Consider the following 13,834-nt stretch of genomic DNA (forward strand, 5'->3'; position numbering starts at 1 on the left):
CCTTCGGGCAAAATGAACGTTGGGTTACGCTATCACTTGTTCACATCGACAACTACGCGGCCCCGTATCTCTCCTTTGAGGATTTTTGGGGCCAGCGCCATCAGGTCGCCCAGCGCCGCTTCGGTCACGGTGCTGTCGAGCTTGTCGAGCGGCAGGTCGCTCCCGAGACGACGCCATGCTTCCTCGCGCGGGGCCTTCGGCAGCATCACCGAGTCGATGCCGTAGACGGAAACGCCGCGCAGGATGAAGGGCAGAATCGATCCCGGGAACGAAGGTCCGGCCGCGAGGCCGCAGACCGCCGCCGCGCCACCGTACTTCACCTGCGCCAGCGCCTTTGCAAACATCACGCCGGAGACCGTGTCGACGACACCGGCGAAGCGCTCCGAGAGCAGCGGCCGGTCGGGCGCCTCGGTCAGTTCCTTGCGGTCCATGATGGTCGTGGCACCGAGCGATTTCAGGTAGTCGCCCTCCTGCGGCCGGCCGGTCGCGGCGACGACCGCGTAGCCGAGCTTCGCCAGGATCGCGACGGCGACCGAGCCGACGCCGCCGGCCGCGCCGGTGACCAGGATCTCGCCCTTGGCCGGATCGATGCCGTGCTTCTCGAGCGCCATGACGCAGAGCATGGAGGTGTAGCCGGCGGTGCCGATCGCCATCGCGTGCCTGGTCGAGAGGGACGCCGGCAGCTTGACCAGCCAGTCGCCTTTCACGCGCGCCTTCGTGGCGTAGCCACCCCAGTGCAGCTCGCCGACGCGGTAGCCGTTCAGCACGACTTTGTCGCCCGCCTTGAACGCGGCATTGTCGGATGTCTCGACCGTGCCCGCGAAGTCGATGCCGCCGACATGCGGCCACGTCTTGACCAGCCCGCCGCCCGTCGTGAGCACGAGACCGTCCTTGTAGTTCAGGGTCGAGCAATCGATCGCGACGACGACATCGCCCGTCGGCAGCTTGTCCTCTGACAGGGTTTCGATGGCGCCGCTGACCTTGCGGTCGGCACCCTGGTTCAAGACAAGCGCGCGGAAAGTCATGGAAGCTCCCTCAACATTTGACAGGCCCTCTGTAGCAAGGCCGCAGCGCGCCAGACAGTGTTGCCGATGGTCCCGTTTCGCCAGCTGCGGCAGCCGATCCACGCTCTGCAGCGCTCCTGGCGTTCGTGATGCTCACAGGCGCGTGAGGACAATGATCGATCGCGGCGGCTCACCCTGCTCGACATGTCCACAAAATCCGCAAAAATCGGTCGTTCTCGCTACGGCAACACATACAAATACGTGTATGGAGATATGCGCCGCCACTGCAACAAAAGTGAAAAAAGACGCGCCCGGGGCGCTCCAACCCTGATAAACTGGATTTGTCGATTTGATTACGGGGAGAGAGAGGGCGCTTCTTGCGTACCGAGTTTCATGTTCGGACCCTATTGCCTCCCCGTCCTGTCGACCGTACCGCGCTCGGGCACCTGGTTCCTGCGCTATCTTTTCTCGTTCGTCTGCCATCTCGAACAGGGCGGCCGGCTCGATGATCTGTTGACCGGCGAAGTCATCGGCAATCCGCAAGGCGCGGCCTTCGACTTCAACCGCTTCAGAGGCGGTCCGTTGTTTCGCGTCGCCGGGACCCTGCCGACCGAGCACATGTTCATCGGTCATACGGTATGTCCCGGCTTCCAGGACATCGTGCCGACCAGGCACTGGTGGCGGCAAACCTCGTTTCACGTGCCCGGTTACGACTGCTTCCACGAAGAGAAGAGCTACCGGCACACGCCCGTGGACCTGGCGAGCTACGACTATGCACCGGTCAAGGTGCCGGCGATGGAACGCGCGGCGCGCAGGGGACGCGGAGCGCCGATCGCCCTCGTCTATCGCAACCCGGTCGACCAGGCTTACTCCTATTTCCGCTACTGTCAGGCGCATGTGAGTCCGGCGTACCACCTGTTTCGCGGTCGCCCGGTCGCCGACATGTCGTTCCGGGAATATCTGTTCGACGCGGCGCTGGTCTCCTACGCGCGCCAGTTCATTTCATATCAGATCCAGGCCGAGCGGTTTCCGCACCTGGTGAAGCTGATCCCCTATGAGAACTTGATCGACCGGCCGGTCGAAACGGCGACGCATCTGCTCGACCATTTCTCCGACAGCCGGCGCAAATGGCCGATGCTGCCCGCGGCCGTGCGGCTGGTGCGCAAGGATCATATGCGCGCCATCGAGAGCAAGATCGGGAACTCGCTCGACGGCACCCGCAGTGACCACGGCAGCCACATGCGCCCGTCGGAGGATGCCGAGCGGGATCGGCTGGCCGACCCGACCCTTCGCGAGGAGGCGATTGGCCAACTGAGCGATCTGGGCATCGATTGCAGCCTCTTCGCCTGGCCGCCGCGGCGTGCTGCAACCGTCCGGCTGGCCGTCGCGGACGATCGGCAAAGAAAGCACGCAACGCGCTGAGCTCTCCGGTCGGCCGGCAAGTATCCACACATCGCTTGTGGCCATGAGGCGCTTGCCAACGGCCGGGCCCGCCCCCAACTCTGCTTCAACATGCCGTTCCATTTCAGCCTGCTGCCTCATCGCAGTGTCATCTCCGTCGCGGGCGCCGATCGCGTCGAGTTCCTGCAGGGCCTGATCTCCAACGACACGCGGAAAGTGGCGCCGGACCATGCCATCTGGGCGGCGCTCCTCACGCCGCAGGGTCGGTTCCTCAACGACATGTTCGTGGCCGACGCCGGCAACGAGACCTTTTTCCTCGAGACCGAGCGCGAGCGGGCGCCGGCCCTCGCGAAGAAGCTCAAGATGTACACGCTGCGCTCCAAGGTCACCGTCGAGGACCTCGGCGCCACGCACGAGGTCGCGGCCGCGTTCGGCGACGACGCCTCGAAGGCACTCGGCATCGAAGGGGCGGTGTCGTTCGTCGATCCCCGCCTCGAAACGCTCGGCGTCCGCGTGATCACTCCGGCGGGACAGGCGGTTTCGCTCCTCTCGGCGCGCGGCTTCGCCGAAGCGCCACTTGCTGCCTATGACGCATTGCGCCTGCCTCTCGGCGTGCCCGACGGCAGCCGCGACCTCCAGATCGAGAAAGCGCTGCTGCTGGAGAACGGTTTTGACGAGCTGAACGGCGTCGACTGGAAGAAGGGCTGCTACATGGGCCAGGAGCTGACGGCCCGCACCAAGTACCGCGCCCTGATCAAGAAGCGCCTGTTTCCGGTCAAGGTCGAGGGCGCACTGCCCGAGCCCGGCACCCTGATCCATAAGGACGGCGAGGAAGTGGGCGAGCTGCGCTCCGGGACCGGTAATCGCGCGCTGGCAATGCTACGCCTCGATGCTGCGCGCGGCGGCGGCGCGTTGACGGCAGGCGATGCGCGCATCGTGCCGGAAATCCCGCTCTGGATGCGGCTGCCCGATCCCGCGGCCCCCTAGTGGCCCTCTAGCGGCCCTCTAGCGGCTAGAGCCCACGGGCTTTAAGGTCTCTCCGCGCCGGTCGCGCGAGGAGATGCCAGTGAACCGTATCAATCCCAATCCCTTCACCACACGGCCGGAGATCGTCGGCACGTTTGGCGTCGTCACCTCCACGCACTGGATCGCGACCGCCGTCGGCATGGGCATCCTCGAGCGCGGCGGCAACGCCTTCGACGCGGCCGTGGCCACCGCCTTCACCCTGCAGGTGGTCGAGCCGCATCTGTGTGGCCCCGGCGGCGATGCGCCGCTGATCCTGCATGACGTCCGCCGCGGCAAGACCGAGGTCGTCTGCGGCCAGGGGCCGATGCCGGCCGGTGCCACCATCGCCCACTACAAAGGCCTTGGCCTCGACCTCATTCCCGGCACGGGACTCCTGCCTGCCTGCATTCCGGGCACTTTCGACGCCTACATGCTCGTGCTGCGCGACTACGGAACGATGCGCCTCGCCGACGTACTGTCGCCCGCCATCGGTTACTGGCTGAACGGCCACGCCCTTGTCGAGCGTGCGAGCGCGACCATCGCCACGGTCGCCGAGCAGTTCCGCACCCACTGGAAGACATCGGCCGACGTGTTCCTGCCGGGCGGCGATGTGCCCAAGCCCGAGTCGCTCTTCTGCAACGTCACCCTGGGCAACACCTATGCCCGCATCCTGAAAGAGGCGGAGTCCGGCGGCGGCGGGCGCGAGGCCGAGATCGAGCGCGCACGCAAGGCCTGGAACCAGGGCTTCGTGGCCGAGGCGATCGACAATTTCTGCCGCACCCAGGACGTGATGGACGTCTCGGGCAGGCCCAACAGGGGCGTGCTGACCGGCCAGGACATGGCCAAGTGGCAGGCCACCGTCGAGGCGCCGCTCACCTACGACTACGGTCGGTACACGGTTTGCAAGGCGCACACCTGGACGCAGGGCCCGGTGGTTCTGCAGCAACTCGCCCTGCTCAAGGGCTTCGACCTCGACGGTATGGATCCGACCAGCCCCGACTTCATCCACCTGCAGGTCGAATGCCTGAAGCTGGCCTATGCCGATCGCGAGGCCTTCTACGGCGATCCGGCCTTCGTCGACGTGCCGATGCAGACGCTGCTGTCGGATGCCTACAACGCCGACCGCCGCGAGCTGGTCGATCCGGCCTATGCCTCGATGGAGCAGCGTCCCGGCAAGGTCGACGGCTATGGCGGCGTCGTGAAGCTGCGTCGCGCCGATGGCGTGCGGCTGGGCGTGGCGTCGAGCGGCGCCGGCGAGCCGACGGTGGGCCGCGTCGGCCAGACCAACGGCGATACCGTGCATTTCGACATCATCGACAAGGATGGCAACATGATCTCGGCCACGCCCTCGGGCGGCTGGCTGCAGAGTTCGCCGGTCATTCCCGAACTGGGTTTCCCGCTGGGCACGCGCGGCCAGATGTTCTGGCTGGAAGAGGGCCTGCCGGGTTCTCTGGCGCCGGGCAAGCGGCCGCGCAGCACGCTCACGCCCACCCTCGCCCATCGCGACGGCCAGCCGTACATGGTCTGGGGTTCGCCGGGCGGCGACCAGCAGGACCAGTGGGTCACGCAGCATTTCCTGCGCCACGTCCATTGCGACATGAACCTGCAGGAGGCGATCGACGCGCCGGCCTGGCACAGCGAGCACTTCCCCTCCTCCTTCTGGCCGCGCACCGCGCGACCCGGCGTGCTGGTGGTGGAAGGCCGCATCCCCAAGGACACTGTTGCCGAGCTGAAGAAGCGCGGCCACGAGGTCGAAGTGAACGACGAATGGTCGGAAGGCCGCCTCACCGCCGCGACGCGCGACGATCCGTGGCGCAAGGCCGCCGCCAATCCGCGCGGCATGCAAGGCTACGCGGCGGGCCGTTGATGCAGGTCGCCTCCTTTCCTCCTCCCCATTCAAATGGGGAGGTGGCCTGCAAGGCCGGAGGGGTCACCCTCTCTGGCGCAACGAAACTGACCCCTCCGTCGGCGTATGACGCCGACACCTCCCCATTTGAATGGGGAGGAGAAGCGTGACCACGCATCAATGAGTGAAGCGCTGCTGGAGTTGCGCGGCCTCAAGGTCGATTTCGCGACCGATGACGGCATCGTCCACGCCGTCGACGGTCTCGATCTGGCGCTGGGGCGCGGTCGCACGCTTGGCCTCGTCGGTGAATCGGGCTGCGGCAAGAGCGTGACGTCGCTGGCCATCATGGGCCTGCTGCCGCCGGAGAATTCCAAGGTCACGGGCCAGGTGGTGTTCGAGGGGCGCGACCTGCTCACGCTCGACGCGCACCTGATCCGCGACCTGCGCGGCGCGCGGCTGGCGATGATCTTCCAGGAGCCGATGACCTCGCTCAATCCCTCCTACACGATCGGCGACCAGATCGTGGAGGCGATCCAGCGCCACCAGCGCCTCGACAAGGCGGCGGCGCGGGCACGCGCCATCGACGTGCTGAAGCTGGTGCGCATCCCCTCGCCCGAGAAGCGCATCGACGACTATCCGCACAAACTGTCCGGCGGCATGCGCCAGCGCGCCATGATCGCCATGGCGCTGGCCTGCGGTCCGCAGCTCCTGATCGCCGACGAACCGACCACGGCGCTCGACGTCACCATCCAGGCGCAGATCCTCGACCTGATGCGCGGCCTGCGGCGCGACACCGGCACCGCCATCATCCTGATCACCCACGATCTCGGTGTGGTCGCGGAAATGGCCGACGACGTGGCCGTCATGTACGCCGGCCAGATCGTCGAGCGCGCCAGCGTTGGCGATCTCTTCGCCCGGCCCGAGCATCCCTACACGGTCGGACTGCTGGGCTCGATCCCGCGTCTCGACGAAAAGCGCGAGCGCCTGCCCTCGATCGAGGGCCGCGTGCCCGACATGACGCGCCCGCCGCCCGGCTGCCGCTTCGCCGCGCGCTGCCCCTTCGTCGAGCCCGAGTGCCTGGCCTCCCCACCGCCGTTGGTCGAGGTCGCGCCGGGCCACCTCTCGCGCTGCCGCCGCGCGCCGCTCTCGCAGGTCGCGGCATGAGCGGCCCCTTGCTCGAGGTCCGGGGCCTGCAAAAGCATTTCCCGGTGAAGCGCGGCGTCTTCGGCCTCGTCTCCGGTCATGTCCGCGCCGTCGATGGCGTAGACTTCCATCTCGATGCCGGCGAGACGCTGGCGGTCGTGGGCGAATCGGGCTGCGGCAAGTCGACGGTTGGCCGCCTCGTGCTGCGCCTGCTCGAACCGGCCGGCGGCAGCGTGCGCTTCGAAGGCCAGGACCTCCTCGGCCTCTCCGAATCGCAGATGCGGGCGCAGCGCCGGCAGATGCAGGTAATCTTCCAGGATCCCTACGCCTCGCTCAATCCGCGCATGACCGTCGGCGCCATGCTGGGCGAACCGCTGATGCTGCATGGCCTCGCCACGTCGGAAGCGGCGCGGCGTGCGCGCGTCGGCGAGTTGCTCGAACTGGTCGGTCTGCGGCCCGAACATGCCCGCCGCTATCCGCACGAATTCTCCGGCGGCCAGCGCCAGCGGCTGGCCATCGCCCGCGCCCTTGCCGTCGAACCCAAGCTGATCGTGGCCGATGAGCCGGTCTCCGCGCTCGACGTCTCGATCCAGGCTCAGGTCATCAACCTGATGCGCTCGCTGCAGGCACGCTTCGGCCTCGCCTACGTCTTCATCAGTCACGATCTCGCGGTCGTGAAGCACATCGCCGACCGCATCGCCGTAATGTATCTCGGCAAGATCGTGGAGACCGCGACGACCGAAGAACTGTTCCGCAGCCCGCGTCACCCCTACACGCGCGCGCTCCTGTCCGCCGTGCCGCAGCCGGACCCGACGGTGGTGCGCGAGCGCGCGTTGCTCGAAGGCGATATCCCGAGCGCGATGAACCCGCCGCCGGGCTGCCGCTTCCATACGCGCTGCGTCTACGCCCGCGCGTCCTGCAAGGTCGACGTCCCGGAACTTATCGACGACGGCGCGGGCCACGCCGCGGCCTGCCCCTGGTGGCCCGAACTTCCTCCCGCCCCCCCGCTCGCCGAGGGAACGGGCAACAAGCAAGACCGGATACGACTGGCCCGCCTTCAGGCGGCGTTCGTCACTTCACATACGGAGGCAACATGAAGAAGACGTTCCACCGGCTGGCGCTGGCTGCCACCTTTATGGGTCTCGCCCTCTCCGGTGTGGCCGCCCAGAGCAACCTGCGCGTGGGCCTTGCCGAGGATCCCGACGTGCTCGATCCGACGCTCGCCCGCACCTATGTCGGCCGCATCGTCTTCGCTTCCATTTGCGACAAGCTGTTCGACATCGACGAGAAGCTCGCGATCGTGCCGCAGCTCGGGCTCAGCCACGAGACGTCGGCCGACGGCAAGGAAGTCACGATCAAACTCCGTCCCGGTGTGAAGTTCCACGACGGCGAAGTGCTCGACGCGCAGGCCGCGAAGTACAGCCTCGACCGCCACCTCAATATGAAGGGCTCGTTCCGCAAGCCCGAGCTGGGCTCGGTCGACAAGGTGGAAGTCGTCGATCCGATGACGATCAAGCTGGTGCTCAAGGAGCCGTTCTCGCCGCTGCTGGCGCAGCTCACCGATCGCGCCGGCATGATGGTCTCGCCCAAGGCGGCAGAGGCCGCAGGCGACAAGTTTGGCCTGAAGCCGGTCTGCGCCGGCCCCTACAAGTTCGTCGAGCGTGTCCAGCAGGACCGGATCGTCGTCGAGAAGTTCGCCGACTACTGGAACAAGGACAATATCTTCATCGACAAGATCACCTACCTGCCGATCGTCGACGGCACGGTGCGCCTCGCCAACCTGCGTTCCGGCGGCCTCGACATGATCGAGCGCGTGCTGGCGACCGACATCAAGACGGTGCGCGACAATCCCAAGCTCAAGCTGATCAAGGCGGTGCAGCTGGGCTATGTCGGCCTGACGATGAACCTCGCGACCGGTGCCAAGGCCAACGCGCCGCTCGGCAAGGACGCCCGCGTCCGCCGCGCACTCGAACTGGCGATCGACCGCGAGGCGATCAACCAGGTCGTGTTCAACGGCGAGTTCGTGCCGGGCAACCAGTGGATCAACCCGACCAACTTTTATTACCAGCAGGCCTTCCCGATCCCCAAGCGCGACGTCGCCAAGGCCAAGGCGCTGCTGAAGGAAGCCGGCGTCACCACGCCGCTCACGGTCGACTTCATGGTGCCGAACGGCCCCGAGACGCGCGCCGTCGCCGAAGTCGTGCAGTCGATGGCCGCCGAAGCGGGCTTCGACCTCAAGATCCGCGTCACCGAATTCGCGACCTCGCTGAAGCAGGCCGAGGACGGCGACTTCCAGCTCTACCTGATCGGCTGGAGCGGCCGCAGCGATCCCGACGGCAATTCCTACTCGTTCCAGACCTGCAACTCGCCGCAGAACAACGGCAAGTTCTGCAGCAAGGAGGTCGATGAGGGCCATGCCGAGGCGCGCGCCAAGAGCGATCCCGCCGTGCGCAAGAAGGCCTACGAGAAGGTCGCCGCCAAGTTCCTGGCCGAGGGCTCGATCATGTACCTCTATCACACGCAGGTGCTGGTCGCGCTGTCCGACAAGGTCGAGGGCTACAAGCAGATGCCCGACGGGCTCGTCCGCGTCGTCGGCGTCAAGCTGAAGTAAGACCAGACCTTGCTCGCGTTCCTTGCCCAGCGACTGCTGCAGATCATTCCGACACTGATCCTGGTGTCGATGCTGATCTTCGGCCTGCAGCAGCTCCTGCCGGGCGACCCGGCGCTGATCATGGCGGGAGAGGAGCGCGACCCGAAGGTGCTCGAGGAGATCCGCGAGCAATACCGGCTGAACGAGCCGATCCCGGTCCAGTATTTCTACTGGATCAAGGGTGTGCTCTCCGGGAACCTGGGCGAGTCGATGCGGCTCAAGGCCTCGGTTTCCTCGCTGGTGGCCGAGAAGCTGCCAGTCACACTGCAGCTCGCCGCGATGGCGCTGCTGATCGCGATCGGCATCGGCATTCCCGCCGGCATCATCTCGGCGGTGAAGAAAGATACCGCCTGGGACTACGGCGCCAACATCTTCGCCCTGTGGGGCCTCAGCACGCCCAATTTCTGGCTGGGCATCCTGATGATCTTCCTGTTCTCGGTAACCCTGGGCTGGTTGCCCGCCTCGGGCTACGTGCGGCTGGGCGAGAACTGGCAGGCGAGCTTCGCCACCACGATCATGCCGGCCTTCGTGCTGGGGAACGCGCTCGCCGCCGTCCTGATGCGCCACACGCGCAGCGCCATGCTGCAGGCGATGGGTGCCGACTATGTCCGCACCGCTCGCGCCAAGGGGCTGCGTGAGGGACGCGTCGTCCTGAAGCACGCGCTGCGCAATGCCATGACCCCGGTGATCACCCTGCTGGCCCTCGACTTCGGCACACTGCTGTCGGGCGCGGTGTTGACCGAACAGATCTTCACCATCCCGGGCTTCGGCAAGCTGATCGTCGACTCGGTCTTCAACCGTGACTACGCCGTCGTGCAGGGCGTCGTCCTGGTGACCGCCACGACCTACATCGTGCTGAACCTGCTGGCCGACGTGGCTTACGTGCTGGTCAATCCGCGGCTGAGGGGCTGATCGCGATGACCACGACCACACTCGCCCCCGTCGTCGCCGCCAAGGATGCGCGCGAGGAAAATCCCTGGGCGCGTGCCTGGCGGCGCCTGAAGCGGCGCAAGGGCGCGATGTTCGGCCTGGCCGTCGTCGTGCTGTTCGTCCTCGTGGCGCTCCTGGCACCACTGATCTCGCCCTACGATCCCATCGCCACCAGCTTCACGCAGGTACGCAAGCCGCCGTCATGGGCCCACTGGCTCGGCACCGACGAGGTCGGTCGCGATGTGCTGTCGCGCATCATCTGGGGCGCCCGCGCCTCGCTCAGCGCCGGCCTCGTGTCGGTGGTCATTGCGTTGGGTATCGGCGTGCCGCTCGGCCTGCTGGCGGGCTATGCCGGCGGCTGGATCGACGCGGTGCTGTCGCGCATCGTCGATGCCATGCTCGCGATCCCATTCCTGATCCTGGCGATCGCGCTGGCCGCCTTCCTCGGGCCGAGCCTGAGCAATGCCATGATCGCCATCGGCGTCACCGCGACACCGGTGTTTATCCGCCTGACGCGGGGACAGACCCTGGGCGCCAAGGTCGAGGATTATGTCGAGGCCGCCCGCGCCGTCGGCAACCCGCACTGGGGCATCGCGATGCGCCACGTCCTGCCCAACATCGTGCCGCCGCTACTGGTGCAGGCCTCGCTGGCCATCGCCGGCGCGATCATCGCCGAGGCGGCGCTGTCGTTCCTCGGCCTCGGCCAGCAGCCGCCGTCGCCGTCCTGGGGCAGCATGCTGAACTCGGCCCAGCGTTTCATCGCCCAGGCGCCATGGATGGCCTTCTGGCCGGGCTTCGCGATCTTCTTCGCGGTCCTGTCGTTCAACCTGCTGGGCGACGGCCTGCGCGACGCGCTCGACCCCCGGCACAAGTAGCAGGCCGGGACGTCAGTTCGGCAGCGACGTATCCGCGAGCGCGAAGGCAGGCACGCCGCTGGTCAGCATCGTGACCCGCTCCTCGACGAGGAGCTGGGACACTGCCAGGAAGTGCACGAGTTCGCCGTCGCCCAGACGCTCGGCCTCCTCGATCATCTCCCGCACGCCATGCCACACCCGAAACAACGCCGCCGCCCGCTTCTTCTCAGATAGAGGCGCACGTCCGCGCCGCCGCCGTATATTCGGTTCGACGATGATCTCGAAGACGTCCGTCATGTTTTACCCGCCTGGCGTTTCACGCCTGGTACGCTGCTCCCCCGACCAATCGCCGGCCGTCCCCGAAGCCTACCCGAAAAAAACGGGCTGGCGAGGACGATCCGGCATGATCTTCTTCAGACCTTCGTGGGGGTTACCGCTTTCAGGCACGCTCGCCACCGAGCGGCAGGCCCGACGGGTCGAGCTGCGGCTCCTTGCGCAGGACCACCGACTCCGGCGCGTCGGTCTCCGGTAGCGGCTTGCTCGGGTCGACGGGCCGTACCATCGCGACCACGCGCTTCGGCCCCTTGCCCGTGTCATCGGCTTCGAGACGGCGCCAGCCGTGCTTCTCCCAGTACTTGATGTCTTGCGGCAGGGACTGCGTGTAGAGGGTCTTGCAGCCCCGGGCTTCGGCCAGCCTGGCGCAGCGCTCGATGAGGAGCTGGCCGATATCGTTGCCGCGGAAGCGCTTCATCACCGCCAGCCGCTCCGGCATGGCGAAGGACTGGAACCAGCGCAGGCGCACGGCGCCCACCGGCTCCTCGCCGAGATAGGCGATGAGGTGCGTGGCGCCGAAATCGTGGCCGTCGAACTCCTCGGAGTAGGGAATGTCCTGTTCGCCGATGAAGCAGGCGGCGCGGACCGCGAACGCCTGAAGGGAGTCCTCCATCTTCATGGCTGACTTGATGACGACGGACTGGCCGCCGATCGAACGTGTGTTGGTGCTCATGTCTCTCACTCCCCTCAGCTCGCGCGCCGTTCGGTCCATCCCGCATGCGGACAGGACGCTCCCCGTTCCATCGATTCTTCCAGGATGCCCGGCATGTCGAGCTTGTCCTCGGGACGGTTCAGCACCATCGGATCGGTCAGCACGGTCGGGGCGTTGTCGCCGACCTCGAGATCGCAGGCGAAGGCGCCGTACTCATGATCGGAGAAGTGGAAGACCTTGTCGTCGACCTTGCGGAAGCCGTCCTTCTCGAAGATCGGCCACAGCCGCTTCTGGCCGTGCAGGTAGGCCTTGGGATAGCCCTTCTTGCGGCAGAATTCCTTGGCCCAGTGCACGAACGGCAGGAAGAGGCCGTACGACCGGTAGCGCTTCAGGATGATCGCGCGCTCGAGCTTGGCGAAGCCCGCGAACCAGCGGACGCGGATCGACGCGGCCGGCTCGCCGTCGACGTACAGAATGAGATGACTGGCGGTGTAGTCGTTACCGTCATACTCCTCCCAGTAAGGGCATTCCTGCTCGCCCATGAACACGGCGGCGCGCAGCATGAAGCACTGCATCATCTCGTCGGAAGTCGACGCGAGCTTGATCGTGATCTCGGGCCGGTTGCTCGGGCCCGTCGTCTCCTGTTCAGTCATTTCAGTTCCCCTCAGTCAAAACGCCGTTGTCATTCCGAAAGCGCCGGCCTCCGGCCGAAACAATCGGAAGATTTTGTGAAATCTGTGCAAGCACATCGGTGACGATGGAGGGTGTCATGCCCTTGGCGCCGCGGCGGATGGCGGTTGCCGAGATCTGGTCCCGGCGCAGGATGCACCAGGGGTAGATCCAGCCGCATTCGTCGGAGATCTGGCGCACCAGCATGCCGCCGAAATCGGTGCCGTGGAGCGTGTGGAGACGTGCCCCGGGATGACGCCGCTTGATCTCGGCGATCACGCCCTGGAACCCCTTGGCGTAGTAGGTCTCGGAATAGACCGCGACCTCGACCTTGTCGGCCATGCCGGCCTCGGCCAGCGCCAACTTGATCAGCGCCACGCGCGTCTCCGGCGGCAGGAAGACATTTCCCGTCGGGAAATAGTCGACGTTGGAATCGGCCTTGTCCGTCTTCTCGTAGATCTGGAAGCCGTCCCTCAGGCTGCCGACCCGCAGTTCGCCCTTGCGGAAGGCATCGACGTGCAGCTTGGGGATCAGCACCGGATGGATGATGACCTTGTCGAGCCCGCGCTCGTCGATCGCCTTCTGGATGATCGAAAGGTGGGTGTTGTGGAACGGGTTGAACGTGCCGAAATAGAGGCCGATGCCGCCCTTGGGCGCCGCAACCGACCGCAGGTCCGACAGCAGTCCGATCAGGAACAGGGTTCCCCCGAGGCCGAAGCCCAGGAAAAGGAAGCCCTCGCGCGCGCCTGGCACACCCGCCGTACCCAGCGCCGCCAATGTGACGTTCACCAGGATTCCGACCAGCGTGTTGCGATTGGCGTCGCCCACGCCCCGCGCCACGAGAAAGCCGCCGAGATATTGCGTGCCCTGTGACGCCAAGGTCGTCACGAGCGCAGCACCCGCTACGCCGCCGACGGACGCCATTCCGAGCTGGTTGAGTGCACCCCCCCATAACATCAGCCAGAACATCACCAGGTTGAAAGCCAACTGCGGGATGAACCGGCCCAGCCGGCCGGCCGTAACGAACCCGAACTGGTTGTTGGCCCACAATTCAGCCTTGTTACTGAGCTTGGCGTAGCTCGGCAGGAATATCCCAACGAAGATTGACACGCCGATCAGCATGGGGTTAGCCCAACTGATGTGCGCATACGCATAGCTCAAGTACGTTAAAAGTCCGCCAAAGGCGGCCATCCGCGTCGATGGACTGCGCAGATAACGGCTGAGTTTGCCGGCGCCAACCGCGGCCGGCGTGGATTTTCCGTCAGAGCCGATGGCGGCCACGGGCAGCACTCCCTGTCTCGTTGCGAGCGTCAATCCGGATACATACAACCGAAAGATTGGCTAGCG

Annotated in this window: 13 protein-coding genes; 8 read left to right on the forward strand and 5 right to left on the reverse strand. The window is 66.1% G+C overall.

The genetic code is table 11. The features are described from left to right. Window positions 1-32 precede the first annotated feature (32 nt). Window positions 33-1,025, reverse strand: a complete 993-nt coding sequence (locus AC1ROX_RS22655; protein ID WP_493129374.1) for an MDR family oxidoreductase — start codon at window positions 1,023-1,025, stop codon at window positions 33-35. A gap of 183 nt (window positions 1,026-1,208) precedes the next feature. On the opposite strand from AC1ROX_RS22655, the gene AC1ROX_RS22660 reads away from it, so the two are divergent. The 8 genes from AC1ROX_RS22660 (at window position 1,209) to AC1ROX_RS22695 (ending at window position 10,854) form a co-directional block, all read left to right on the forward strand. Continuing rightward, window positions 1,209-2,426, forward strand: a complete 1,218-nt coding sequence (locus tag AC1ROX_RS22660) for a hypothetical protein (RefSeq protein ID WP_493129376.1) — start codon at window positions 1,209-1,211, stop codon at window positions 2,424-2,426. 90 nt (window positions 2,427-2,516) lie between these two features. Then, on the forward strand, window positions 2,517-3,392 hold the full coding sequence (gene ygfZ, locus AC1ROX_RS22665) for a CAF17-like 4Fe-4S cluster assembly/insertion protein YgfZ (protein ID WP_493129378.1): 876 nt from the start codon (window positions 2,517-2,519) through the stop codon (window positions 3,390-3,392). A 73-nt stretch (window positions 3,393-3,465) separates the two neighbouring features. After that, window positions 3,466-5,277, forward strand: a complete 1,812-nt coding sequence (locus AC1ROX_RS22670; protein ID WP_493129380.1) for a gamma-glutamyltransferase family protein — start codon at window positions 3,466-3,468, stop codon at window positions 5,275-5,277. Between the two features lie 159 nt (window positions 5,278-5,436). Further along, complete coding sequence (locus AC1ROX_RS22675) at window positions 5,437-6,420, forward strand: ABC transporter ATP-binding protein (protein WP_493129382.1); 984 nt, start codon at window positions 5,437-5,439, stop codon at window positions 6,418-6,420. Next, complete coding sequence (locus tag AC1ROX_RS22680) at window positions 6,417-7,496, forward strand: ABC transporter ATP-binding protein (protein WP_493129384.1); 1,080 nt, start codon at window positions 6,417-6,419, stop codon at window positions 7,494-7,496. The genes AC1ROX_RS22675 and AC1ROX_RS22680 overlap by 4 nt, the downstream gene beginning before the upstream one ends. Further along, a complete protein-coding gene (locus AC1ROX_RS22685) occupies window positions 7,493-9,010 on the forward strand; it encodes an ABC transporter substrate-binding protein (RefSeq protein WP_493129386.1) in 1,518 nt (505 codons plus the stop codon). Before AC1ROX_RS22680 ends, AC1ROX_RS22685 begins: the two co-directional genes overlap by 4 nt. 9 nt (window positions 9,011-9,019) lie before the next feature. After that, entirely contained in the window at window positions 9,020-9,961 is a 942-nt protein-coding gene (locus tag AC1ROX_RS22690; RefSeq protein WP_493112694.1) for an ABC transporter permease, read from the forward strand. Window positions 9,962-9,966: 5 nt separating this feature from the next. Then, window positions 9,967-10,854, forward strand: a complete 888-nt coding sequence (locus AC1ROX_RS22695; RefSeq protein ID WP_493129388.1) for an ABC transporter permease — start codon at window positions 9,967-9,969, stop codon at window positions 10,852-10,854. Window positions 10,855-10,866: 12 nt separating this feature from the next. Here the strand turns inward: AC1ROX_RS22695 and AC1ROX_RS22700 are convergent, their stop codons facing one another. The 4 genes from AC1ROX_RS22700 to AC1ROX_RS22715 form a co-directional block, all read right to left on the reverse strand. Beyond that, window positions 10,867-11,130: a hypothetical protein gene (locus AC1ROX_RS22700; RefSeq protein WP_493129390.1), complete on the reverse strand. Its 264-nt coding sequence runs from the start codon at window positions 11,128-11,130 to the stop codon at window positions 10,867-10,869. Between the two features lie 142 nt (window positions 11,131-11,272). Then, window positions 11,273-11,839 carry a GNAT family N-acetyltransferase gene (locus AC1ROX_RS22705; RefSeq protein ID WP_493129392.1) on the reverse strand — a complete coding sequence of 189 codons (567 nt, stop codon included), beginning with the start codon at window positions 11,837-11,839 and terminating at the stop codon, window positions 11,273-11,275. A 14-nt stretch (window positions 11,840-11,853) separates the two neighbouring features. Beyond that, window positions 11,854-12,471 (reverse strand): GNAT family N-acetyltransferase, encoded by a 618-nt coding sequence (locus AC1ROX_RS22710; protein WP_493129394.1) that lies wholly within the window; start codon window positions 12,469-12,471, stop codon window positions 11,854-11,856. 1 nt (window position 12,472) lies between these two features. After that, the gene (locus tag AC1ROX_RS22715) at window positions 12,473-13,768 is read right to left on the reverse strand and encodes a hypothetical protein (protein ID WP_493129396.1); all 1,296 of its coding nucleotides are present in this window, start codon (window positions 13,766-13,768) and stop codon (window positions 12,473-12,475) included. Window positions 13,769-13,834: the final 66 nt, after the last annotated feature.

It is taken from the genome of Reyranella sp. GW821-FHT14A01, from assembly GCF_058803965.1.